Source organism: Allobosea sp. 2KB_26 (assembly GCF_052115715.1).
In the GTDB taxonomy this organism is placed as follows: domain Bacteria; phylum Pseudomonadota; class Alphaproteobacteria; order Rhizobiales; family Beijerinckiaceae; genus Allobosea.
This window is the reverse complement of the sequence record NZ_JBFRHE010000001.1, coordinates 1,462,433-1,486,447: the sequence shown is the minus strand read 5'-3', so window position 1 is coordinate 1,486,447 and position 24,015 is coordinate 1,462,433. Positions and strand designations below refer to the sequence as shown.

Here is a 24,015-nt window from a genome sequence, read left to right as displayed (position 1 = left end):
TCGAACAGCTGAGGACGGCTGCCCTTGGCCGGAACGCCGCTTACCGAGCTCGACCGGCCCTTGGGGCAGGATCGCCCGGTGCGCCACGGCAAGCCGTGGACGCGCTTGCTGTCGCTCGCCTTGAGCGGGGCGGTGGGATGCACGGCGCTTGCAGTGATTGCCATCCTGCTGTTCCGTCGTGACCCCGACGGGGGCGAGCCGATGGCGACTGCCGCGATCGAGATCAGGCAGCCCTCACGGGAGATCGCGGCTGCACCGGCGGTCGAACCCAATGTCAGAGATCCGCGCTCCCCGTCCACTGCGCGCCAGCTTGAAACCGAATCAGGGGTGACCGTCGTGCGCCCGGGGGCAGATGTTCCCGGTGCGATCGTCATCACGATTCCCGACAGCGGCGAGGTCAAGCTCGCGCCGGCCCCCGACAACCGGCTGGTCGAACGCAGCCGGTTCGGCCTTCTGCCGAAGGTGGGACCGGACGGCACGACGCCGATGCAGGTCTATGCCCGGCCGTCAGGTCCGGCGCCCGAGACCAAGCCGGCCGGCCGCATTGCGCTCCTCGTCGGCGGGCTGGGTATCAGCCAGAACGGTACGGCAGATGCGATCACACAGCTGCCTGGCGCGGTTTCGCTGGCCTTCGCGCCCTATGGGGTCGAGCTGGAGCGCGTCGTGCAGCGGGCTCGTGGCGACGGCCATGAGGTCTTCCTGCAGGTTCCCATGGAACCGTTCGACTATCCCGACAACGATCCCGGGCCGCACACCCTGCTCGCCGGCCCCAAGGCGGCTGAGAATCTCGATCGGCTGCATTGGGTGCTCGGTCGCTTCACCGGCTATGTCGGCATCGTCAATTTTCTCGGTGGCCGGCTGACGGCCGATGAGAACGCCCTGTCACCGGTCCTGCGCGAGATCGCCGGTCGCGGGCTGATGGTCATCGACGACGGCTCCTCCTCGCGCAGCCAGCTCGCGAATGCGGCAGCGCGGGCGCAAATTCCGGCACTCAAGGTCGACAGGGTGATCGATACGGTCACCCGGGCTGATGAGATCGACCAGCAGTTGCAGCGGCTTGAGGCTCTGGCGCGCGAACAAGGTGTGGCGATTGGAGCGGCGAGCGCGCTGCCGGTTTCGATCGAGCGCATCGCGCGCTGGGCCAAATCGCTGGAAGCCAAGGGCCTCGTCATCGTGCCGGTCAGCGCAGCCCGCGGACTGCGCAACCCCTCCACAACAGGTTCTCTGAAATGACCGAGCCGCCTCCCGGCTATCGCCCCTGCGTCGGGCTGGCGTTGTTCAACCGCGACGGGCTCGTCTTCGTCGGGCGGCGAGCCGACAAGACCAAGCGCGAGCATGTTGCGCCGGGCTTTGCCTGGCAGATGCCGCAAGGTGGCATCGATCCCGGCGAGACGCCCTATCAGGCGGCGCTGCGTGAGCTGCAGGAGGAAACCAATGTCACCTCCGTCTCGCTGCTGGCTGAGGTGCCGGTCTGGCTGAGCTATGATCTTCCCGTGGATATCGGCCAACAAGCCTGGAAGGGCCGCTGGCGCGGCCAGGCCCAGAAATGGTTCGCCTTCCGTCTCGACGGTCCCGACAGCGAGATCGATATCCTGCACCCCTCTGGCGGGCACAAGCCAGAGTTCGAAGCCTGGCGCTGGGCACGGCTGGAAGAGACGCCTGATCTGATCATTCCATTCAAACAGGCCGTCTATCGCGACGTGGTCCGGTCCTTTTCCCCCTTCGCAGCGGACTGATCGTTCCAAGTTCGTCTTGGCGTGAAACAAACATTTCGTCCCCTGCGATTTGCTCTACCATTTCCTGGGGAGTGATTCGCGCCGCGTGCTGCCTGATGCTCCCTGTCACGAAATGCTCACATGAGGGGGTGAGGCTCGCGATATGGTTGATTCGGTTTTCAAGCTTCACACTGCGGTCCTCGCCGCGCGCACACGCGACCCGGCCTTTTCGCGCACCGCCAAGCTCATCGGCGAGGGGCTGCCGAAAATGGCCAAGAAGCTGGCCGAGGAGGCGGTGGAGGTCGGGCTGGAAGCGGTTCAGGCCGACCGCGAGCGAGTGATCCTGGAGAGCGCCGACCTGATCTACAATCTCGTTGTGCTCTGGAGCGAGATCGGTATCGCGCCCGCGGATGTCTGGCGCGAGATGGACCGGCGCGAACAGCTCTACGGCATTGCCGAGAAATTGCCGAAGAACCGGGCCGCGAAGCAGGCGAGGCAGGAAAGCGCCGAGGTTGCCGCAATTGGCGGTGGCGGCTCGCGCGAAGACTGAGCAGCGGTTTTAGCGCGCTCGCACCCTCATCCCCGGGAATGTCAGATTTCCGGGAAGACGGGGGTTGCCAAGCCGAAGCGTTGCGGTTATTCCCGCCACATCAGATCGACGCGGCCACGGCCGAGCCACCTGATACGCGCCCGTAGCTCAGCTGGATAGAGCATCAGACTACGAATCTGAGGGTCAGAGGTTCGAATCCTTTCGGGCGCGCCATTATTTAGCTCCTTCTCAGGAGTGCTGCTTACCGCCCGTTTTCAGGGCCATTTGTAAGCTTCCATTAAAGCACGGTTCAGCGCTTTCCACTCGACCGCAGGCCGATGGTGTTGTCGGCCTTAACGCGGCCACGCATGGCGAGCCCGTGTCGTTTCGCCAGCGAGCGATTCGGCTACCGCATCGTTCTTGCTCCTGACCTTCCCATGATCTCGGCGCCGTTAGCGCGGTTATGCCCCATTCGGCGCCACGCGCGTATCGCAGGCGTGCGGGGCGGAGTCGTCGTGCGTTCAAGTCTCTCGATCACCTGCTGAGCCTCCGCGGTGCCCAGCATGGGTCTTGCTGCTCGTGTCGACCGCAAGGCCCGCCGCTGCCAAGCGCCGGCGATCGCGCAGAATGCGGCACCGTCACGGTTCAGATGCTGCGGCCCGTTCTGGGATTGCAAAGCCGATGAGACTGCCACTCGGCTGGTCCGCGGGCCGGAACAGCTACCGTCCAGGGACGTTGCGCATTCAGGAGGACGCGCGATGAAGGTTTCAGTGATGACGCTATTGCTACTCACCGCATTGGCGGCGAGCGCCTGTAACACGACCCAGCAGAGGATCGGTGGTGCCGCTGCCGGAGCGGGAACGGGCGCACTTGTGGGTGGCCCGGTCGGTGCGGTCGTTGGGGGCGCTGCGGGGGCGGTTACGGCTCCCACCGTGGTGCGCGCAACACGGCGTGCGACCCGTTAGCCGCAGGGGTTGGCGGGGCACCGATTTCGGACCATTCCAGGCTCTTCCGACCGCCCCAGCTCGGCACCGAACTGGCGAGCGACGGCGTCCCTCCTCGGACGAATATCGTCGTTCGTGTCGTGGTCGGCTCAGCTGTAACGCCCCTCAAGCCGCCGATCGATCCCGAGCGCCGCGAGCGTGCAGAGCGCGCCCGAGAGCAGATAGACGCCAACCCAGGCGAGCCCGAATTGGCTCGAGACGGTCAGCGCCACGAGTGGCGCAAAGCCGGCGCCGAGCAACCAGGCAAGATCGGAGGTCAGGGCTGCGCCGGTATAGCGGTACTGCGTGCCGAAGCTCGAGGCCACGGCGCCGGCAGTCTGGCCGTAGGAGAGCCCAAGCAGGCCAAAGCCGATGATCACGTAGATCGTCTGTCCCGCCAGGCTGTCGCCGAAGAGCAGCGGCGCGATGATGCTCGACAGGCTGAAGAGGGCGATCATTCCGCCGGATACAAGGAGCGTGTTGGGGCGGCCGATCTGGTCTGCGATCAAACCGGAGGTGACGATCGCGCCGAAGCCAACCACGGCGCCGGCCGCCTGCACCATCAGGAATTCCGAAACCGAACGTTCGGTGAAAAGGTTGATCCAGCTCACCGGGAAGATGGTGACGAGGTGGAACAGCGCGAAGCTCGCCAGCGGCACGAAGGCGCCGAGGATGAGGGTGCTGCCGCGCGCCCTGACCAACTCGAGAACCGGCATGGGCATGAGCTCGCGGGTTTCCATGAGCTGGGCGAATTCCTGGGTTGCAACCATCCGCAGCCGCGCGAACAACGCCACGACATTGATCGTCAGCGCGACGAAGAAGGGGTAGCGCCAACCCCAGTCGAGGAAATCTTCCCTCGACAGCGAGCCTTCGAAATAGGCGAACAGCCCGGCGGCAAGGATGAAGCCAAGCGGCGCGCCGAGCTGCGGCAGCATGGCATACCAGCCGCGGCGGCCGGCGGGCGCATTGAGGGCGAGCAGGGAGGAGAGCCCGTCCCAGGCTCCGCCGAGTGCGATGCCCTGCAGGAGTCGGAAGATCGCGAGAATGATGCCGGACCAGATGCCAATCGTGGCGTAGCCGGGCAGGAAGGCGATGGCGGCCGTCGCGCCGCCGAGGAGGAAGAGCGCAACGGTCAGCTTGGCTGCCCGGCCGTGGCGACGGTCGATGGCCATGAATAGCACTGTGCCGATCGGGCGGGTGATGAAAGCGAGCGCGAAGATCGCGAAGGCATAGAGCGTTGCGGTCAGCCGGTCGGCGAAAGGGAATACCAGCTCCGGAAAGACCAGGACGCAGCCGAGACCGAAGACGAAGAAGTCGAAATATTCGGAGGTCCGGCCGATGATCACGCCGATCGCGATTTCGCCGGGCGAGACATGGTCGCGCCCGTGCTCGTCTATCAAGTGACCCGATGTATGGTTCGCTGCCTCAGCGCTCATGACCGGGAACCCCTCGCTATCGGGCGGGTCGGATCGTACGGGCTTGCCCGCACCTCATGCAAATGGATACGGTGGATCGCAGATACCCGTCAAACCTTCGCAATGGGACAGATTGTCTGATGGGTGATGCGAAGGAATGGGCATAGAGAAGGTTGTTCCGGCGGCAGGGAGGTCTCGAGTCTCTTGCGGATCCTTCGATTTCTAACGATTCTGCCTGTACTCGCCATGCTCGGCGGCTGCCAGATGGTGCTTTTGGCTCCGTCGGGCGATGTTGCCGTCCAGCAGCGAAATCTCCTGCTGACCTCCACGGCGCTGATGCTCCTTATCATCGTGCCGGTGATGGCGCTGACGGTGTTCTTCGCCTGGCGCTACCGTGCTTCCGCCAACGCGACCTATGATCCCGATTGGCACCATTCGCTGCCGCTCGAAGTGGTGATCTGGGCGGTTCCGTTGCTGATCATCATCGTCATCGGGGCGATCACCTGGATGGCCACGCATCTGCTCGACCCCTACCGGCCGCTCGGGCGCATCAGCGCGGCGAAGCCGGCTGCCGCTGCAAGGATGAGCGAAAACGCACCGCCGCAAGGGCCGCTGGTCATCCAGGTGGTGGCGCTCGACTGGAAGTGGCTCTTCCTCTACCCGGAGCAGGGCATCGCCTCGCTCAACGAGGTCGTCGCGCCGGTCGACCAGCCGATCGAATTCCGGATCACGTCCTCCACGGTCATGAACTCCCTCTTCATTCCGGCATTGGCGGGGCAGATCTATGCGATGCCGGGCATGCAGACGAAGCTCAACGCCGTGATCAATCATCCCGGCGATTTCGAGGGCTTCTCGGCCAATTACAGCGGCGCCGGCTTCTCCGACATGCGCTTTCGTTTCCGCGGCGTTGACCGCCAGGGCTTCGAGGCCTGGACCCGAGCCACGCGCGAAAGGGGCGGGCCGCTCGGACGCGAGGAATATCTCGTGCTGGAACGCCCAAGCGAGCGCGAGCCGACGCGGCAGTTCCGCGATGTCGCGCCGGACCTGTTCCAGGCCATCCTCAACATGTGTGTCGATCGCGCCAAGATGTGCACGCGCGACATGATGGCGATGGATGCCAGGGGCGGGGGCGGCAAGGAGGGGATCTCGACCGTGATGGCGCTCGAATACGACAAGAGCATCCGCCGGGGCGGGCAGCCGATACCGCCGCGCCCCTTCGTCACGGCGATCTGCACTCCCGCCGACGTCTACGGTACCGCGGGCCTCACCGCCCGCGTCGCCAACTGAACCGCGTCCGAGATGGTCGCCGCTAGCGAGACGAGGGATCCATGACCTCCTATCCCGAATGGTGGAAGCTGGTGTTTGGCCGTTTCACCTTCGAAGCGCTGCCGCTGCACGAGCCGATCCTGGTGGCGACTTTTGCTGTCGTGGTGCTCGGCGGCCTCGCGCTGCTCGTGCTGATCACGCGAATGAAAGCCTGGGGCTATCTCTGGAACGAGTGGTTCACCAGCGTCGACCACAAGAAGATCGGGATCATGTACATGATCCTGGGCGTCATCATGCTGCTGCGCGGCTTCGCCGACGCGCTGATGATGCGGGGACAGCAGGCGATCGCTTTTGCCGGTAGCGAAGGGTACCTGCCGCCGCACCATTACGACCAGATCTTCACTGCCCATGGCGTCATCATGATCTTCTTCGTGGCGATGCCCTTCGTCACCGGACTGATGAACTTTGTCGTGCCGTTGCAGATCGGCGCGCGGGATGTCGCCTTTCCGTTCCTCAACAATTTCAGCTTCTGGATGACGGTGGGGGGCGCCGTGCTGGTGATGGCCTCGCTCTTCATCGGCGAATTCGCCAAGACGGGGTGGCTTGCCTATCCGCCCCTCTCAGGCGCCGCCTACTCGCCCGGGGTGGGCATGGACTATTACCTTTGGGCGCTGCAGATCGCGGGCGTGGGCACAACGCTCTCCGGCGTCAACCTGGTGGCGACCATCATCAAGATGCGCGCGCCCGGCATGGACATGATGAAGATGCCCGTCTTCACCTGGACGTCGCTGTGCACCAATGTCCTGATCGTCGCGACTTTCCCGATCCTGGCGGCGACGCTCGCGCTGCTGACGCTCGATCGCTATGTCGGCACCAATTTCTTCACGAACGATCTCGGCGGCAACCCGATGATGTACGTGAACCTGATCTGGATCTGGGGGCACCCCGAGGTCTACATCCTGATCCTGCCGGCCTTCGGCATCTTCTCGGAGGTGGCCTCGACCTTCTGCGGCAAGCGGCTCTTCGGCTATGCCTCGATGGTCTATGCGACGGTGGTCATCACCATCCTGTCCTATCTTGTCTGGCTGCACCATTTCTTCACGATGGGCTCGGGCGCCAGCGTGAACTCCTTCTTCGGCATCACGACGATGATCATCTCGATCCCGACAGGCGCGAAGATCTTCAACTGGCTGTTCACGATGTATCGCGGCCGCATCCGCTTCGAGCTGCCGATGATGTGGCTCATCGCCTTCATGCTGACCTTTGTCATCGGCGGCATGACCGGTGTGATGCTCGCGGTGCCGCCGGCCGATTTCGTGCTGCACAACAGCCTGTTCCTGGTTGCGCATTTCCATAACGTCATCATCGGCGGCGTCGTCTTCGGCATCTTCGCCGGTATCGCCTACTGGTTTCCGAAGGCCTTCGGCTTCAAGCTCGATCCGTTCTGGGGCAAGCTCTCCTTCTGGTTCTGGGTCGTCGGCTTCTACGTCGCCTTCATGCCGCTCTATGTGCTCGGCCTGATGGGCGTGACCCGCCGCTTGAACCGCTTCGAGGACCCCTCGCTGCAGATCTGGTTCGTGATCGCGGCAATCGGCGCGGTGCTGATCCTGTTCGGCATCCTTTGCTTCCTCATCCAGATCGCGGTCAGCATCATCCGTCGCGATGCCTTGCGCGACACGACCGGCGACCCCTGGGACGGGCGCACGCTGGAATGGTCGACGTCCTCGCCTCCACCGGATTACAATTTCGCCTTCACCCCGGTGATCCACGACCATGACTCGTGGTCCGACATGAAGAAGCGCGGCTATCAGCGACCGCTCGCTGGCTTCCGGCCGATTCATATGCCGAGGAACACCGGGGCCGGTGTCGTCATCGCGGGCTTCGCGACGCTTTGCGGCTTCGCGCTGATCTGGCACGTCTGGTGGCTGGCAGCGCTGACTTTCGTGGGCGCCGTGGCGAGCGTGATCACGCATAGCTTCAATTACGACCGCGACTTCCACATCCCGGCAGAGACTGTTCTGCGCGAGGAGGATTCGCGCAGCAAGCTGCTGGCACGGGCCTGAGGAACGACGATGGCGAAGGCGGCAGCACAGGTCCAGGTTTCGAACGGCGCCCCGACGTTCTACGTCACGGAAGAGGAGCACGAGCACTCCGGCGGTTCGACCATGCTCGGCTTCTGGATCTACCTGATGAGCGATTGCCTCGTCTTCGCGGTGCTGTTCGCGACGTTCGGGGTGCTGGGGCGCAACTATGCGGCGGGGCCGTCCGGCGCCGACCTGTTCGATCTCAGGTTGGTGGCGGTCAATACCGGCCTGCTGCTGGTCTCCTCGATCACCTATGGCTTCGCCATGCTGGCGATGGAAAAGGGCCGGCAGGCCGCAATGCAGGGCTGGCTCGTCGTGACCGGCCTGTTTGGCCTCGGCTTCCTCGCGGTCGAGCTTTACGAGTTCGCCCACCTGATCCACGAGGGCGCGACGCCGATGCGCAGCGCGTTCCTCTCTTCGTTCTTCACGCTGGTCGGTACGCACGGGCTGCATGTCACTTTCGGCCTGATCTGGCTGGTCGTGCTGATGAGGCAGGTCGCAAGACACGGACTGATCGAAGCCAATTGCCGCCGGCTGATGTGCCTGAGCATGTTCTGGCACTTCCTCGACATCGTCTGGATCGGCGTCTTCACCTTCGTCTACCTGATGGGCGTGCTGAAATGAGCGGAAGCCAGAACCACGCCGAGCCGCATGGCGAGCACGGGGACGCCCATGGCGCTCCCCATGGCAGCCTGCGCGGCTACATCACCGGCTTCGTTCTTTCGGTCATCCTGACCGCGATCCCGTTCTGGCTCGTCATGAATGACGTGCTCGGTCACGCGACTTTGACCGCGCTCGTGATCATGGGTTTCGCGGCGGTGCAGATCGTCGTCCACATGGTCTATTTTCTGCACATGAACGGCCGCTCCGAAGGCGGCTGGTCGATGATGGCGCTGATCTTCACCATCATCATTGTGGTGATCGTGCTTTCGGGCTCGCTGTGGGTCATGTACCACCTCAACGCCAACATGATGCCGAGCGACATGCACAGGATGTGAGGCCGGCGTCGTGACGTTACAGGACGCGGGGCAGGGGCGCCGACCGCGCACGGCGCATGTCGTTTTTGTCGCCGCAGCCTGCGTGCTTGCGCTCATCTTCGCAGGGCTCGGCATCTGGCAGATGCAGCGGCGGGCCTGGAAGCTCGATCTCATCGCCCGCGTCGAGGCACGCATTCACGCGCCGCCAGCGGCCGCGCCCGGGCCGGCGGAATGGGGCAGGCTGGGCGCCGCCGACGAATACCGCCGCGTTGCATTGCGGGGGCGCTATCTCGCCGTGCCGGAGATGCTGACGATGGCGGTGACAGAGCGCGGCCCCGGCTTCTGGGTGCTGGCGGCATTTCGAACGGATGCCGGCTTTACCGTTCTCGTCAATCGCGGCTTCCTGCCGGAGGAGCGGCGTGGGCCGGACGAACGGCGCAAGGTTGCCGGCGAAGCGGCGAGTCCCATCGGGTTGCTGCGGCTGAGCGAGCCCGGTGGCGGCTTCCTGCGTGCGAATGATCCCGCCGCCGGGCGCTGGTATTCCCGCGATGTCGTGCAGATCGCGCAGGCACAGGGCGTCGGAGAGGTCGCACCCTATTTCGTCGATGCCGACGCCGTCTCCGAGCCTGGCCCGCTGCCGCAGGGCGGGATGACACAGGTCAGCTTCCGCAACACGCATCTCGTCTACGCGCTGACCTGGTTCTGCCTTGCATTGATGAGCGCGGGGGCGGCGGCCTATGTGATCCGGGGCAAGGCCGACGAAACCCAGTCAGCGTAGAAGCAGTCTCTTTACCGAGTCCGCAGCTTCGGCCAATCATCCGAACTCATCCAGCTTCAGCGTCCCTGCCAGGTCGGAGTGCGCTTGGTGAGGAAGGCCTCGATACCCTCTCGGAAATCGGCGCTCATATAGCACATCAGGATGAGGTCGCTTTCCCGTGTGCGGTCGGATCTGGTGATCCGTCGCATCGCTTCCTTGGTCGCGCGTAGGGTCAGCGGTGCGTGGCCAGCAATGGTCGTGGCCAATTCCTTTGCCCGCTCCACCAGCGCGGCATGGTCGGAGACGAGTTCAGTGTAGAGACCGATGCGGTGGCCCTCGTCGGCATCCATCAGCCGCGCGGTAAAGACGATGTCTTTGACCCGCGCCGGTCCGAGCAGGGTGGCCAGCCGCGCATAATTGTTCATGGACAGGCAATTGCCGAGTGTGCGCGCCACCGGGAAGCCGAAGCGGGCGTTGCGCGTCGCGATCCGGAGATCGCAGGCGCAAGCGATGCCGGCGCCTCCGCCCGTTGCCGCTCCCGAGATCGCCGCGATGGTCGGAACCTGGCAACTTTCAATCTTCTGCAATGCACCGTCGATGCGTGCCTCATAGGCCAGCGCATCCTCCGGATTGTCGAAGGCGCGGAACTGCGAGATGTCCGTGCCGGCGGCGAAGGCTTTCTCTCCCGCCCCGGTCAGGACCAGAACCTTTGGTGAGCCATGGCCTTCGAGATCGGAGCAGATCTCGGCGACACGATCATACATCGCGAATGTCAGCGCGTTGCGCGCCTGCGGCCGGTTGAGCGTGATCCACCCGATCCCGCCGTCGACCTCGTACAGAATTTCGTCACTCGTCAACGCATAGTCTCCTTCATGCAGCTGGCATTCGTGGGCGCGCTACCGTCGGCGTCCGGCCAGAACGCAGCGTCCGATCGTGCGCGGGAACCGGAGTTGCATCTCGTTTCAAGCTCCGGTCCGGAGGGCCTGAACCACAAACGAGGCGCCGCCGAACGCAACCACAGCGTCGAGCAACAGCGCGTGGATCTTGAGCGGGATGCGGGCGAGCAGCGCCCTGGCGAGCCAGGCGCCCGGGACCATGCAAAGCCCGATCACCGCACCGAGCCAGACCTGCGCGCTGCTCAGGACTGCTGCCTGCCCGAAGACCAGTGTCTTGGTCAGGTGCATGGTGAGGCCGACGATCGCATCGGTTGCGACTAGCGCCGCACCGCCAAGCCCGGCGCCGAGCAGGATCGGGATCATCAGCAGTCCGCCACCGATCGTCGTGCCCGAGAGAAAGCCGAAGATCGCCGACGCAACGAGCACGCCGGTCGGCCCGATCTCGAAGCGCCGTCCGGCGAACAGACGCTTGAGCACTACGACGGCGATCAGGAAGATGCCGAGCACCAGTCCGATCGCCGCCTCGTCAAGCCGGGTATAGAGCACCGCTCCGGCAAGGCAGCCGGGGATCGCCGCCGACAGGATGCGCCCTGTGACGGGCCAGTCGATCAATCTCCGGAATGCGCCGACGCGCGCGACATGGCTGAGCAGCATCGCAACGCTGATCGTCTGCACCACCGAGCCGACGCCGATGATGGGAGCCAGAACCAGCGACAGCACGATCGCACCGCCCGAGCCGGTCAGCGCGCTCAGCAGCGACCCGACCAAGGCGGCCGTGCCGACGGCAAGAGCGGTCGCCGCCTGCACAGCCGATCCAAGCAAGGCCGGGTCAGCCGCGAGGCTCATGGCAGATAGGCCCCTCCATTCACATGCACGGTCTGGCCGGTGAGATAGCGCCCGTTCGGCCCAGCAAGATAGCGCACCATCGCCGCGACCTCCTGCGGGCGGCCGCGGCGTCCAACCAGGGTGGTGCGGTGCTTGTGATGGTCAGGTTCGGCCGCCGAATGACCGGCACGCACCGTATCGATCAGGCCGGGGGAGACGAGGTTGACGGTGATCCCGCGCTCGGCCAGCTCCTGCGCCAGGGCCTTGGTGAGACCGTCGAGGCCCGCCTTGGCGGTGACGACATGGGCGCGTTGCTTCGCGCCGGTATAGGCTGTCAGTCCGCCGATGTTGATGATGGCGCCTGCCCCACTCGCAGTCAGCGCGTCCAGCGCCGCCTGCGAACACAGGAACGGGCCGTCGAGCGTCACGCCGAGCACCTGATGCCATTGCGCCAGGGTCATCGCGTCGAAGGCCACTTCGCCACGGATTGCGGCATTGTTGACGAGGATGTCTATCCGGCCGAAGCGCTTGAGCGTGGCCTCGATGGCGGCGCGTACGGAGTCGGGCTTGGTGACATCGGCCAGTCGCCAGGCGGCGCGGCCGCCCTCGGCCTCGACTGCCGCGACCATTTCGCCAAGCCCTGTCTCGTCCGAGAGCGCCACGCCCATCACCGCCGCCCCGCCGGCGGCGAGTTCGAGTGCGATGGCGCGGCCGATATTGCGGGCTGCTCCGGTGATCAGGGCAACCTTGCCGTCGAGTTCAGCCATCGCTCAGCCCCGCGCTGCTGTGAGATCGAAACCACCACCGATGACGATCTTGTCGAGCGCGCCGGCTACCTGTTCGGAGCGCTCGCGAGCCCAGCCGCCGAAGGCGGCGTTGTCATGGAATTTTTGGAGGATATCGGCAGCGGAAAGCGGCTCATGCGCCCCGCCGCGCATGTGCGGCTGGCGCATCTCGCGCACCGTGCCGTCCTTGAGGATCGCCCTGATATGTCCGCTGAAATTGCGCGGGTACTCGTCCGCGGGATTGACGACATAAGAAACCCTGGCGGCCAGCGCCCGCACGTTCGCTTCCCCGACGCGCTCCTCGGTGAACTGCCCCAGTCCGGCGCCGCCGTCGCTGAAGCCGACAGCGACGCAATAGGGCGTCGAGAATTTTGCCGCATAGGCGTTGGGCGGCGCCTGCTTCAGCGCGAGCGGTTCCCAGAGCCGGTGCACGGTGCCTTCGCCGACCTCGCATTCCAGGCTGACGATGTCCTCGGCCGTCACGCCCTGCTTCGCCAGCGCGATGGCGCAGTCGACGAAGGGCTGGGTCATCGTCCCGCAGGCATAGGGCTTGAAGGCGAGTGTCTCGAGCACCCAGCTCTCGCCCAACCCGTCGAGCAGCGGCGCGAAATCCGGTGCCTTCGACGGAGCGAAGGCGCGGTAGAAGCCGTGATGGCCCTCGATCACGGTTGCGGGCCCGAGGAAGCCGGCCTCGGCCAGCAAGGCGGCGCGGATGCCGGCCTGCGCTGCCGCACCGGCATGGAGGCGCTTGGTCCAGCTGCCGTCGGCTAGATATTCGATAATGCCGGAGGCCAGGCTGCCGGCGACGCCGATGGCATGCGCGATCAACTTCGGTGGCAGGCCAAGCGCGCTCGCCACCGCGGCGGCAGCTGCGGGAGCGCCGATCACCGCGGTGGGGTGAAAACAGGCCTTGTGAATCGCTTGCGGCGTCACCAGGCTCATCCGGCACATCAGCTCGGTGCCGACTGCAACACCGCGCAGCACCGCTTCGCCCGACAGCCCGCGATGCTCCGCGGCTGCCAGTACGGCCGGCACGATCACCGCGCCGGCATGGATCGGCCCGCCCTCGAATGTATCGTCAAAATCCTCGCCGTGCGCCGCGGTGCCGTTGACCAGCGCTGCGTCATAGGGGCCCAGGGCCGCTGCATGGCCGATCGCGGTTGCCTTGCCTGACGATGCGGTCGAGGCCAGGGCGGCGCGGACATAGTCGGTGCCGCGGGCCGCGACGCAAAGCCCGGCGACGTCGAGCAGCAGCAGGCGGACGGTCTCCCGCGCCTTCGGGCTCACCGTTGCATGAGCAGCGAAGCTGGCGAGCCGCAGCGCGACTGGCTCACCGGTGATCGAAGTCTGGTGGTTCACGCGTGCGCATCCTTGGGCTTGGCATTGCGCGCGTCGCGGAATTCGCGGACGAGCGAGAGGGTGACGAAGACGGCCGATGCGAGCAGCAGGCCGACCGCGATCGGATCTTCGAGGAAGATCGCGTGGTCACCGCCCGAGAGGAGCAGCGAGCGGCGATAGCTCGACTCGACCATGTGACCGAGCACGACCCCGAGGATCAGTGGCAGGAACGGGTAGCCGGCGCGACGCATCAAGTAGCCGACGAGGCCCATGCCGAGCGCGATGCCGAGATCGGCGAGCGAGGTGTTGAGCGTGTAGATGCCCGACAGGATCAAGGCGAGGATGAAGCCGGCGAGATAGGCGCGCGGCCGGTTCACCAGCCAGACGCAAACGGGCAGCAGCAGGATGCCGACGACGATCTGCGCCAGGGTCGCGATGAACGAGCCGAGATAGAGTCCGACCACGACATCGGCATTCTGCTCGAACAGGCGCGGCCCCGGCAGCAGCCCGTGGATCAGCAGGCCGCCGAGCAGCACCGCAGTCGAATTCGAGCTCGGAATGCCGAAGGAGAGCAGCGGGATCAGCGCGGTGCTGGCCACCGTGTTGTTGGCGGTCTCGGGCGCAGCGACGCCCTCCTCCGATCCCTTGCCGAATTTCTCCGGCTCCTTCGACCAGCGCCTGGCCTCGTTATAGGACAGGAAGGCCGCAATCGAACCGCCGCCACCCGGGGTCAGCCCCTCGAATGTGCCGAGCAGGCAGCCGATGAACTGCGAGCGCTTGAGCCTGTTCATCATGCTTAGGCTGGGCAGACGGACCTTGACCTGTTCACGCAGACCGCCAATGTCCCGCGAGCCGGACTGCATCATCAATTCGCTGACCGCGAAGATGCCGATCATGATCAGGACGGGTTCGACGCCTCCGAGCAGCTCCGGGCTACCGAAGGTGAAGCGCGTCACGCCCGAGATCGGGTCTGTGCCGATGGTCGAGATCATCAGCCCGACGACTGCCGCGGCGAGACCCTTGAGCAGCGAGCCGTTGGTCATGGAGGCGATGACGCTAAGGCCGAGAATGCCGAGCGCGAAATAGGAGGTTGGCCTGAAGGCAAGTGCGACCCAGGAGAGCGGCTCGGTCAGCATGATCAGCATGACCAGGCCGAAGAGGCTGCCGATGACGCCGGACCAGAGCGAGATCCCCAGTGCCTCGCCGGCCCGGCCCTGCTTCTTCATCTCGTAGCCGTCGATCACGGTCGCGGCAGCCGAGTTGGTGCCCGGGGTGCGGATTAGGATGGCGGGGATCGAGCCGCCGTATTCGGCGCCGATATAGGTGCAAGCCAGCATCACGATCGCCTGCACCGGCGCCATGCCATAGGTGAAGGGCAGCAGCAGGGCCATGGTGATCGAGGCGGAGATACCGGGCAGCGATCCGCCGATGATGCCCCAGATCAGACCGACGATCGAAAACAGGATGATCGGCGAGCCGAACAGGAGGTCGAATGCGATTCCGAGCGAATGCATCATCGTCCCCTTAGAAGAACCAGCCGGAGGGCTGATGCACGCCGAGCAGCTTGACGAAGATCGCCCAGTAGCCGACGGCCCCGCCGATCGCGATCAGCGCGGTCTTCCAGTTCGCCGCCGCGCCCTCGAAGAGAGCGATCGCTCCGATCAGGAGGGCGATGGCGGGCAGGTAGCCGATGATCGGCACGAGCACGACATAGGCCGCACCGAAGCCGAGGAAACCGAGCGCGCGCGGGAGCGGCGCGATCGGGTCGTCATCCCCGGGTTGAGCGACTATCGCGGCAGGCGTCGGCGTCCGCGCCAGTGCGCCCTCGATGATGGCGCGGACCACCAGGACCACGCCGAACCCGGCCAGGACGAAGGCGAGGATACGCGGCAATCCGCCCGCGCCGACATCGTCGGCGAGCGAACTCTCCGCGATGTCGCCGATGCCGAGGTAGTAAAGGATCGCGATGGCGAGCACGACGAGCCCCCCTGCCAGATCCTTCGGAGCTGTTCGCCCGCTCATGCTACGGTCTTTCCCGACGGGTTGCGTACATGGTCGCTGGAGTGCGGCGTCACTTCAGGACGCCGTTCTCCCTCAGGAAAGCTTCGGTGACGGTGCCGAAATTCTGGACGAAGCCCTGGTACTGGTCGTGGGGTATGAAGTTCGCGACCAGGCTCTCGGTCCTGTAGACCTTCTGGTACTCGGGATCGGCCAGGATCCTTGGCACGGCCTCGTCCCAGATCTTGGTGATCGCCGGCGGCACCCCCTTGGGGCCGGCAAGGCCACGGAACTTGTCGAGCGCGATCGCGTAGCCGGATTCCTTCACCGTCGGGACGTTGGGGAAGGCTTCCATGCGCTTGGCGTCGAAGGTCGCGAGCAACCGGATCTTGCCGGCCTCGAGTTGCGGCCGCAGTTCCGGGATCTCGCCGATGCCGATATCGAGCGTGCCGTTGAGCACGTTGATCATCAGATCTCCGCCGCCCTCATGCGAGACCACGGCGGGGGACACGCCTGCCGCCTTCTTGAGCTGCTCGGCCGCCTGGCGCTCCAGTGAGGCCGGGTTCGCCGCGCCCCACCGCCCGCGCGAGGTCTGCGCCTTGTCGATCACGTCCTTGAGGGTTTTGTAGGGGCCATCAGTGCGGGTGTAGATCACTTCCGAGTCGGTGAAGAAGTTCGCCAGCGGCTCGACGTCCTTGTAGCCGTGCTGCGTCTTCGAAAGCAGCGATGTGTAGATATAGGTCGGCGTCGTCGCGTAGAAGACGCTGCCATCGGCGGGCGCCGTCGCCAGCCGCGAGACGGCGCGGGCTCCGCTGCCACCCTGCACGTTCTCGATGACGAAGGTCGCCTTGATGTATTTCGGCAGGTGCTTGGCCATTTCGCGCAGGAAGACGTCGCTGCCGCCCCCCGGACTCGAATGGGTGACGAGCGTCACCACCTTATGCGGGTAGTCGACCGGCGTTTGCGCGGCGGCGCCGCCTGCCGACCAGGCCGAGAGGCTGGTGGCGACGGCTGTGGCGATGGCCAGATGTCGCATGGTTTCTCTCCCTGAGATCGATGAATGGGCCTCCCTGCTTCGGAGAGGCCTCGTTCGATTCGTGCGGCGACGCAGATTGTCCGCGCCGGACCGTCTCACTGCGCGGCGTTGCGCAGTGGCCGGACCGCCGGGGTGGTGTCGAAGACGAGTTGCTCGACGAGCATCTCGATCCGCGGCAGGGCGTCGACGCCCCAGGCCAGATCGAGCAGCCGGTTCTGGGCCGCATCGGTGATCGCGCCCTCGGCACACATCCGGAACTTGGCTTCGAGATCGGCGTCGCTGATCGGATTGTCCGGGCCGCCGCGATAGCGCTCGTCGGCCCATTGCACGAGGGTCCGGCCGTCCTTGGTCTCGACCTCGATGCGCGAGCGGATCTTGTCGTAGCCGCGCGCATCGATTTCGGGGTCGTTGAGGATTTCGGTGCGCTTCTGCATGTCCTGCATCGCCGGCGAGGCCACGAACGCGTCGCTGAACTCGTGATGGCTGGCGCGGCGACAGAGCGCGATCATCGAGAGCAGCGCGGGCATCGAAAACTTGGCCTGGAGGTGGTTCTGCGCCAGCGGATAGCGGATCGGCTCGAGGATGTTCCTGCCGGCAAAGAAACGGATGCGCTCGACCTGCTCGGGCTTGAGGTCATGCGCGAGCACCAGCGCCAGCATCGCGTCCATCGACTGGTGGGTCAGGATGCCAGAAGGGTAGGGCTTGATGCTGATGCCGGGCTCAGCGATCGTCAGCGTCTCGCCGAAGCCCTGCGGCAGCTTCTCTTCAGAAAGTCCCTCGCCCATCACCTGGAAAAAGCCCCAGGTGCCGTCGAGCGCCGCTGGGTCCGCGGTGAAGCCGCGTGCAGCGAGCAGGGCCGCGGTGACGCCGTTTTCCGAAGCGCGCCCGACGTGAAGCGGCTTGGTCATCGTGCCGAAATTGCAGCGGATGCCGGCAGCGAAACTCGCCGCGATGCCGAGGGCATGCGCCAGCTCTGCGCCCTTGAGGCCGAGCAGCTTCGCAGCGGCGGCGGCGGCGCCGAAGGTGCCGACCGTGCCGCTGCTGTGATGGCCTCGACGATAATGGCGCGGCGTCATCCATTCCGAGATCTTGCATTCGACCTCGAACCCCGTCTGGAAGGCGAGCATGAGGCGCTTGCCGTCAACGCCGCCAAGGCGCTGCGACAGCACCAGCGCAGCGGTCAGCGGGGGCACCGAGGGGTGGGTCAGCAGGCCGTAGACGTGGCGCGGGTCGTTCGAAACCTGAGTGTCGTCCCAGTCATGAGCATGGCCGGCAGTGCCAAGCACGCGCGCCGCCAGAGCCGCGGGAACGCGGGTATGGCCATGGCCGATCAGCAGTGCCTCGGCCTTGCCGCCGGTTTCCGCGGCATCGGCGGCCAGCATGCGCACCGAGTCCTCAAGTCCACCGGCGAGGTAGAGTCCAAGCGTATCGATGATGCAGCGCCGGCCGATCCGCAGCGCCTCGACTGGCAGATCGTCATAGCTCGCCCTCTCGATGAACGCGACGGCGGAGGCAGTAACGTGATTGAGCTCGGTCATGGCGTATCCGGCTTTCTCTTGAACGAAGATCGTCAGTTGGTCAGACGCGTGGGCTGTGCCTCGGTCTTCTCGTAGGCGGCGAGCAGGCGCGCCTTGGCGCGGGCGACATGGTCGGAATGGGCGCGCTGGGCACGCTCGGGATCGCGGGCGGCGATGGCCTCGACCATCTCGCGATGCTCCGAGTTGGAAACCTCCAGGCCGCCGCCCTGCACCAGGCTGCGGGCACGGAACAGGTGCAGCTTCTTGACCAGCCCGCGATATTGCGCGGCGAGCGTGCCATTGCCGCAGGCATCGATGATGAATTCGTGGAAGGCGAGGTTGAGCGGGTAGTAGCGGTCGAAGTCTCGGTGGCGCGCCGCCGCTTCCATCTGCTCGAGATAGTCTCTCAACCGCGCCACCTCCGCCTCGCTGACCCGCTCGGCCAGGAGCTTGCCGGCGAGACCGAACAGCACCGTGCGCACGTCGTAGATCTCGATGGCCTCCTCGACCGCCGGCTGGCGAATGAAGACGCCGCGATTGGGGATCAGCTCGACCAGGCCGAGCCCCTCAAGGGCCCGCAGCGCTTCGCGCACCGGGCCGCGGCTGGTGCCGAAGCGGATCGCCAGATGGTTCTCGTTGACCCGCTTCCCCGGCGGAATGTCGCCGGCAAGGATCGCCCTCTCGATTTCGCGTTCGAGCACACCCGAAAGCGAGCGTGTCCTCAGAATGGTCAGGGCATCGTCTGGAATGGTCATAGGCTCTGATATCAGCGTCTACAGAAAACTGTCAACAGTTTGCAATTTTGAGGTTGCCGTGCTCTCATGAGGTCTGTCGCGCGTCTCGGGGAGGGAACAGATCGGCGCAGGTCCACGCCGCCGGAGACCGATATCGGGACTTGGACCTGCCGGCTGCCGCCGAGGCGCAACGATCGGGTCGGCCCACTGCACAACCGTTCAAGCGCAGCCCAGGGTTGATCGTAGAATGCTTATTGTTGACAATCCTCAGGATTGGCACTTAGCTCGTATCCAAATTGGGATGGCGGAGCAGGCGTCCCTGCTCGCCGCCGATCCAGAAAAACGAAGCCCGGACCCCGGATGTCCAGGCGATATCGCGTCTGGGAGGATGCATTGGCGTTTCTGGAACTTGCCGATCTGACGATGCGGTACGGTGCGATGACGGTGGTCGATCGCGTCGATCTGAATGTCGAGAAGGGCAATCTCGTCTGCCTGCTCGGGCCGTCGGGTTGCGGCAAGACGACCACGCTGCGGCTCATCGCCGGCTTCATCACGCCCAAGGGTGGCGAAATCCATGTCGGCGGGCGCACGATCTCGTCGGCCGGTTGGAGCGAGCCGCCCGAGCGGCGGGGCATGTCGATGATCTTCCAGAGCTACGCGCTCTGGCCGCACATGACCGTTCGCGAGAATATCGGCTACGGCCTGTCGCTGCGGAAGATGCAGTCGGCCGAGATCGCGCGGCTCGTCGACAAGATCCTCGACGTCACGCGCTTGAAGCCGCTGGCCGAACGCTATCCGGGAGAGCTCTCCGGAGGGCAGCAGCAACGCGTTTCGCTGGCGCGCGCGCTCGTCGTCGAGCCCGAGATCCTGCTGCTCGACGAGCCGCTCTCCAATCTCGACGCCAATCTGCGCGAGGAGATGCGTTTCGAGATCCGCCGCCTCCACGACGCCTATCGCTACACCACCGTCTATGTGACGCACGATCAGGCCGAGGCCATGACCACGGCCGATCTCATCGTGGTGATGAACCAGGGCCGGATCGAGCAGGCGGGGAGCCCCGAAGAGATCTATGAGCGGCCACAATCGGAGTTCGTGGCGCGCTTCCTCGGCGGCACCAACATCCTGAAGGGCCGTTGGCTCGATGCCGATACGGTCGAGTGCGGCCCGCTGAAGCTTCGCTGCGGCACCGGCGATTTCTCGGCCGGCGGGGATGGCGTCGTCTCGGTGCGCCACCATGACATCGTGCTGGACGCCAAGCCGCAGGGCGACGGGCCGAACCGGGCGCAGGGCACGGTCTTGCGCCAAGTCTATCTCGGTTCGCATCGCGACTACCTGATCGAACTTCCCGGCGGCGCGCAAATCCGCACGGTTGCCGAACCGCATCTTGCCATCGACCGCGGCCAACCGGTCTGGCTGCACTTTCCACAGGAGCACTGCCGCGCGCTCGCCCGCTGAACCGGGGGCGCGAAAGCAATCTCGCCAACATCATAACAATGAGGAGGAACGAGAATGACACGCCCAATGTTCGACAGACGATCCGTGGTGGCCGGCCTTCTGCTCTCGACGGCTCTCGGAAGCATACCCGCTCTGGCACAGGCACCGGCCCCCTATCAGGTTACGCCGGAGCTCATCGAGGCGGCGAAGAAGGAAGGTACGGTCACCTTCTACACTGCGACCGACGTGGCGGTCTCCGAAAAGGTCGGCAGCGCGTTTGAGGCGAAATATCCCGGCATCAAGGTGAAGGTCGAGCGTTCCGGTTCCGAGCGCGTGTTCCAGCGCCTCAGCCAGGAATATGGCAGCTCGATCCATAATGCCGACGTCGTCGAAACCTCCGACGCGGTGCATTTCGTCCTGTTCAAGCGCAATGGTTGGCTGGCCCAGGCCGTGCCGGCCGAAGTCGCGAAGGACTGGCCGAAGGAGGCCAAGGATGCCGACGGCTACTATGCGGCCTATCGGGCGCATCTCTCGGTCATCGGCTACAACAGCAAGCAGGTGAGGGCGGAGGATGCGCCCAAGAGCCATGCCGACCTGCTCGATCCCAAATGGCGGGGCCGCATCGTCAAGGCCCATCCCGGTTATTCCGGCACGGTGATGACCGGCACGGACGTCCTCAGTCGGGCGCTCGGCTGGGAGTTCTTCGAGAAGCTCGGCAAGCAGCGCATCATGCAGGTCCAGTCATCGACCGAGCCGCCGAAGAAACTCGCCCAGGGTGAGCGTTCGATCGAGGCCGACGGCAACGAATACAACATGTTCATGCTCAAGGAGTCCGGCGTTCCCGTCGAGATCGTCTATGCGACGGAGGGCACGCCGATTGCCATCGGTCATGGCGGGATAATGAAGAACGCGCCGCACCCCAATGCCGCGAAGCTGTTCTACTCCTTCCTGTTCGACCAGGAGACGCAGCAGCTCAACAGCGATTCCGGCGGGCTGCGCTCGTTCCACCCGCGCGTCAAGGAGAAGGAGACGCGGACGCCGCTTTCCAAGATCAAGCTGCTCTATTCCGATCCGGTGAAGCTCGAGCCCAATATCGAGATGATCAAGAAGAAATACGAAGAGTATTTCGGCACCTGATCCGTTCCGCGCGGACCTCACGGCGCGGAAGCTGCGCGCCGTGCATCGCCCTATGACGAGAGCTGCACCCGGCGCTGGCGCGCCGGCGGCGCACGGAGATCCTCATGACTGCGATAACCGGGATCGTGTCCGGAGTTCCCATACGCCGCGTCGCCATCGACTGGTCGCGGCCCATCTTCGTGCTGCTGACCGTCGTCCTTTCCGTGCTGGTCGTGCTGCCGCTCGGCTGGCTCGGCTACTATGCCGTGACCGATCAGTCCGGCAGCCTCAGCCTCGCGAACTTCAGGGCGCTGGTCAGCGATGCAACTTTGCGCCGGCCATTCATCGTCGCGATCACCATGGCGCTCAGCGTCGGGGTGCTGTCCTGTGCCATCGCGACCCCGCTGGCCTGGATCGTAGCCCGCACCGACATGCCGGGCCGCACGCTGGTGCGCGGGCTCGTCATGGCCTCCTTCGTGACCCCGCCCTTCCTCGGCGCAATCGCCTGGGAGATCCTGGCCGCGCCCAATAGCGGCATCATCAACGCCGTCTACCGCTGGCTGTTTGACCTCGACCCTTACGAGTACCTCGTCGACATCTACACCCTGTCCGGCCTCGTCTTCGCGATCGCCTGCTACACGTTTCCCTACGTCTTCACCTTGGTGACGAACGCACTCGAGCGTGTTCCGACCGAACTCGAGGAAGCGTCCGCCATCCTTGGCGGCGGCCTGTGGACGACCTTGCGCAAGGTGACGGTTCCGCTCGTCCTACCGGCCATGCTCGCGGGCTCCCTCATCGCGGTGCTGCAGGCGCTGACCATGTTCGGCTCGCCGGCGATCCTCGCCCTGCCGGCGAATTTCCACGTCATCACCACCAAGATCTGGAGCCTGTTCCAGTATCCGCCCAAGCCCGGGCTCGCAGCGGCGGCGGCGCTGCCGCTGCTTCTGGTCACGATCCTGCTGCTCTGGACACAGCGGCGCATCCTCGGCCGGCGCGGATACACCACGGTCGGCGGCAAGAGCGGGAGCGCGCGCATCACGGTGCTCGGGCGCTGGAAATGGCTGGCGCTCGGCTTCACCTTCCTCGTCCTGTCGCTGACAGTGCTGATGCCCTATGCCGCGCTGGTGAAGACCGCGCTCACCCGCACGGTGGCGGAACCGCTGACCTTCGAGAGCTTCACGCTGCACCATATCTGGTTTGTGTTCTTCGAGTTCTCGGCGACACAGCTCGCTCTGCGCAATACGTTCCTGCTCGGCTTCCTCACGGCGACCATCGGCACCGCGATCGCGCTCGTCGTGGCCTATCTCGTAACCCGCGGCAGCTCGCGCGGGGCTCCGCTGCTCGGCTATCTCGCGACCGCACCGGTCGCGATCCCCGGCATCGTCCTCGGTGTCGGCCTCTTCCTCAGCTATTCCAGTCCGATATTGCCGCTCTACGGCACGCTCTGGATCCTGCTGATCGCCTTCCTGACCATCGAGATGCCCGCGGGCTACCAGCAGCTCTCGTCCGCCTTCAAGAGCGTGCATGTCGAGCTGGAGGAGGCGGGGCGCATCCTCGGCGCGACGCGGATGACGACGCTGCGAACCATCACCGCGCCGCTGCTGCGCTCCAATGTCGTGGCGGCATGGTGCTTCGTGTTCATCGGCACGATCCGCGAGCTTTCGGCGACAATCCTGCTGACCACGGCCGACACCAAGCTCGTGTCGGTCATCATCTACGACCTCAACGAATCCGGGGATCTCGGCGCGATCTCGGTGCTCGGGATCATGCTGCTGATGGTCTCGTTCGCGGTCGTGTTCCTCGCCAACCGCCTGCCGCTCCTCGGCGGAGTGAGAGTCGCACCGGTCCGCGGCTGATCAGGTATCCGGGTAATGGCCGAGCGGGCCGAACAATGCGCTGCGGCTGATCAGGACATGTTCCTCCAGTGCAGCTTCGGCGCCGACGGCGTCGCGTGCCGCGATCCGCTCGAGGATCGCGCGGTGCTCGTCATTCGAGGTCGTCATCCTACCGGGCATATCGAGGGTGCGGCGGCGCAGGAGGTGCATCTCGCGGTGGATGGCGGCGCATTCGGCCGCGAGGCGGCCATTGCCGCCGAATTCGACGATGGCTTCGTGAAAGCGCAGATTGCCGGGATAGAAGCTGTTGAGGTCGCCTGCTGCCATCGCGGCATCCATCTCCGCGACATAGCCGGAGAGGATGGCGACCTGCTCGTCGGTGACGATCGGCGCCAGCAATCTGCCTGCCAAACCATAGAGCGCCGCGCGGATCTCGTAGAGCTCGGCTGCCTCGCGCCCGTCGAGCGCGCGGATGAACACGCCGCGGTTGACCACGACGTTCACCAGCCCGCTCTGCTCGAGCCCCCGGCATGCCTCGCGGATCGGCCCCCGGCTGACACCCAGCCTGGCCGCGAGCGCGTTCTCGTTGAGGCGCTCGCCGGCACTCAGTTCGCCCCGTTCGATCATCTGCTCCAACTCGTGGCGGATGATCGAGGTCAGGGACTGGTTGCGGCGAAGCTGCAGGGCGGAATCGATATCGAGGCTCATGCACTGGGTTCCGTGTGATTGGCTCAATCTATCAGTCGGAGCCGGGCAACGCCATTGGATCTTAAAC

The 24,015-nt window shown here is 65.2% G+C and carries 23 protein-coding genes and 1 tRNA gene; 13 read left to right on the top strand and 11 right to left on the bottom strand.

Going from position 1 to position 24,015, the window contains the following annotated elements:
* The first annotated feature begins 24 nt into the window (after positions 1–24).
* The 5 genes from AB4099_RS07195 to AB4099_RS07175 all read left to right on the top strand — a co-directional run bounded on the left by AB4099_RS07195 (position 25) and on the right by AB4099_RS07175 (position 3,209).
* Entirely contained in the window at positions 25–1,233 is a 1,209-nt protein-coding gene (locus tag AB4099_RS07195) for a divergent polysaccharide deacetylase family protein (RefSeq protein ID WP_441477522.1), read from the top strand.
* Positions 1,230–1,736: an RNA pyrophosphohydrolase gene (locus AB4099_RS07190; protein ID WP_113516105.1), complete on the top strand. Its 507-nt coding sequence runs from the start codon at positions 1,230–1,232 to the stop codon at positions 1,734–1,736. The genes AB4099_RS07195 and AB4099_RS07190 overlap by 4 nt, the downstream gene beginning before the upstream one ends.
* Positions 1,737–1,878: 142 nt before the next feature.
* Positions 1,879–2,265: a phosphoribosyl-ATP diphosphatase gene (hisE, locus tag AB4099_RS07185; RefSeq protein ID WP_113516106.1), complete on the top strand. Its 387-nt coding sequence runs from the start codon at positions 1,879–1,881 to the stop codon at positions 2,263–2,265.
* 136 nt (positions 2,266–2,401) lie between these two features.
* A tRNA-Arg gene (locus tag AB4099_RS07180) sits at positions 2,402–2,478 on the top strand.
* A gap of 524 nt (positions 2,479–3,002) precedes the next feature.
* Positions 3,003–3,209, top strand: a complete 207-nt coding sequence (locus tag AB4099_RS07175; protein ID WP_441477521.1) for a hypothetical protein — start codon at positions 3,003–3,005, stop codon at positions 3,207–3,209.
* Positions 3,210–3,337: 128 nt separating this feature from the next.
* On the opposite strand, the gene AB4099_RS07170 is transcribed toward AB4099_RS07175, so the two are convergent.
* Positions 3,338–4,663: an MFS transporter gene (locus AB4099_RS07170; protein WP_441477520.1), complete on the bottom strand. Its 1,326-nt coding sequence runs from the start codon at positions 4,661–4,663 to the stop codon at positions 3,338–3,340.
* A 183-nt stretch (positions 4,664–4,846) separates the two neighbouring features.
* Here AB4099_RS07170 and cyoA point away from each other — a divergent pair, with 183 nt between their 5' ends.
* The 5 genes from cyoA to AB4099_RS07145 are packed head-to-tail and all read left to right on the top strand — an operon-like array spanning position 4,847 to position 9,747.
* Positions 4,847–5,929, top strand: coding sequence for a ubiquinol oxidase subunit II (gene cyoA, locus AB4099_RS07165; RefSeq protein WP_441477519.1), 1,083 nt, complete (start codon positions 4,847–4,849; stop codon positions 5,927–5,929).
* Positions 5,930–5,970: 41 nt separating this feature from the next.
* Positions 5,971–7,971 carry a cytochrome o ubiquinol oxidase subunit I gene (gene cyoB / locus AB4099_RS07160; RefSeq protein ID WP_441477518.1) on the top strand — a complete coding sequence of 667 codons (2,001 nt, stop codon included), beginning with the start codon at positions 5,971–5,973 and terminating at the stop codon, positions 7,969–7,971.
* Positions 7,972–7,980: 9 nt separating this feature from the next.
* A complete protein-coding gene (gene cyoC / locus AB4099_RS07155) occupies positions 7,981–8,616 on the top strand; it encodes a cytochrome o ubiquinol oxidase subunit III (protein ID WP_441477517.1) in 636 nt (211 codons plus the stop codon).
* On the top strand, positions 8,613–8,990 hold the full coding sequence (gene cyoD / locus AB4099_RS07150; protein WP_441477516.1) for a cytochrome o ubiquinol oxidase subunit IV: 378 nt from the start codon (positions 8,613–8,615) through the stop codon (positions 8,988–8,990). Before cyoC ends, cyoD begins: the two co-directional genes overlap by 4 nt.
* A 10-nt stretch (positions 8,991–9,000) precedes the next feature.
* The gene (locus AB4099_RS07145) at positions 9,001–9,747 is read left to right on the top strand and encodes an SURF1 family protein (RefSeq protein ID WP_441477515.1); all 747 of its coding nucleotides are present in this window, start codon (positions 9,001–9,003) and stop codon (positions 9,745–9,747) included.
* A 56-nt stretch (positions 9,748–9,803) separates the two neighbouring features.
* Here AB4099_RS07145 and AB4099_RS07140 read toward each other — a convergent pair whose 3' ends face one another.
* The 9 genes from AB4099_RS07140 to AB4099_RS07100 all read right to left on the bottom strand — a co-directional run bounded on the left by AB4099_RS07140 (position 9,804) and on the right by AB4099_RS07100 (position 18,876).
* Complete coding sequence (locus tag AB4099_RS07140) at positions 9,804–10,583, bottom strand: enoyl-CoA hydratase/isomerase family protein (protein WP_441477514.1); 780 nt, start codon at positions 10,581–10,583, stop codon at positions 9,804–9,806.
* A 105-nt stretch (positions 10,584–10,688) separates the two neighbouring features.
* Positions 10,689–11,468: a sulfite exporter TauE/SafE family protein gene (locus tag AB4099_RS07135; RefSeq protein ID WP_441477513.1), complete on the bottom strand. Its 780-nt coding sequence runs from the start codon at positions 11,466–11,468 to the stop codon at positions 10,689–10,691.
* Complete coding sequence (locus tag AB4099_RS07130; RefSeq protein ID WP_441477512.1) at positions 11,465–12,214, bottom strand: SDR family NAD(P)-dependent oxidoreductase; 750 nt, start codon at positions 12,212–12,214, stop codon at positions 11,465–11,467. The genes AB4099_RS07135 and AB4099_RS07130 overlap by 4 nt, the downstream gene beginning before the upstream one ends.
* A 3-nt stretch (positions 12,215–12,217) precedes the next feature.
* Complete coding sequence (locus tag AB4099_RS07125) at positions 12,218–13,591, bottom strand: MmgE/PrpD family protein (RefSeq protein WP_441477511.1); 1,374 nt, start codon at positions 13,589–13,591, stop codon at positions 12,218–12,220.
* A complete protein-coding gene (locus tag AB4099_RS07120; protein ID WP_441477510.1) occupies positions 13,588–15,084 on the bottom strand; it encodes a tripartite tricarboxylate transporter permease in 1,497 nt (498 codons plus the stop codon). The genes AB4099_RS07125 and AB4099_RS07120 overlap by 4 nt, the downstream gene beginning before the upstream one ends.
* Before the next feature lie 10 nt (positions 15,085–15,094).
* The gene (locus tag AB4099_RS07115; protein ID WP_441477509.1) at positions 15,095–15,592 is read right to left on the bottom strand and encodes a tripartite tricarboxylate transporter TctB family protein; all 498 of its coding nucleotides are present in this window, start codon (positions 15,590–15,592) and stop codon (positions 15,095–15,097) included.
* Positions 15,593–15,641: 49 nt separating this feature from the next.
* Positions 15,642–16,604 (bottom strand): tripartite tricarboxylate transporter substrate binding protein, encoded by a 963-nt coding sequence (locus tag AB4099_RS07110; protein ID WP_441477508.1) that lies wholly within the window; start codon positions 16,602–16,604, stop codon positions 15,642–15,644.
* A 95-nt stretch (positions 16,605–16,699) separates the two neighbouring features.
* Positions 16,700–18,142: an MmgE/PrpD family protein gene (locus AB4099_RS07105; RefSeq protein WP_441477507.1), complete on the bottom strand. Its 1,443-nt coding sequence runs from the start codon at positions 18,140–18,142 to the stop codon at positions 16,700–16,702.
* Positions 18,143–18,174: 32 nt separating this feature from the next.
* Positions 18,175–18,876 (bottom strand): FCD domain-containing protein, encoded by a 702-nt coding sequence (locus tag AB4099_RS07100; RefSeq protein WP_441477506.1) that lies wholly within the window; start codon positions 18,874–18,876, stop codon positions 18,175–18,177.
* A gap of 339 nt (positions 18,877–19,215) precedes the next feature.
* Between AB4099_RS07100 and AB4099_RS07095 the strand changes: the two genes are divergently transcribed.
* The 3 genes from AB4099_RS07095 to AB4099_RS07085 all read left to right on the top strand — a co-directional run bounded on the left by AB4099_RS07095 (position 19,216) and on the right by AB4099_RS07085 (position 23,261).
* On the top strand, positions 19,216–20,310 hold the full coding sequence (locus AB4099_RS07095) for an ABC transporter ATP-binding protein (RefSeq protein WP_069878942.1): 1,095 nt from the start codon (positions 19,216–19,218) through the stop codon (positions 20,308–20,310).
* Between the two features lie 54 nt (positions 20,311–20,364).
* Positions 20,365–21,426 (top strand): ABC transporter substrate-binding protein, encoded by a 1,062-nt coding sequence (locus AB4099_RS07090; protein WP_113516122.1) that lies wholly within the window; start codon positions 20,365–20,367, stop codon positions 21,424–21,426.
* A gap of 104 nt (positions 21,427–21,530) precedes the next feature.
* Positions 21,531–23,261, top strand: coding sequence for an ABC transporter permease (locus AB4099_RS07085; RefSeq protein ID WP_441477505.1), 1,731 nt, complete (start codon positions 21,531–21,533; stop codon positions 23,259–23,261).
* Here the strand turns inward: AB4099_RS07085 and AB4099_RS07080 are convergent, their stop codons facing one another.
* Positions 23,262–23,948: an FCD domain-containing protein gene (locus AB4099_RS07080; RefSeq protein WP_113516124.1), complete on the bottom strand. Its 687-nt coding sequence runs from the start codon at positions 23,946–23,948 to the stop codon at positions 23,262–23,264.
* Between the last annotated feature and the right edge of the window lie 67 nt (positions 23,949–24,015).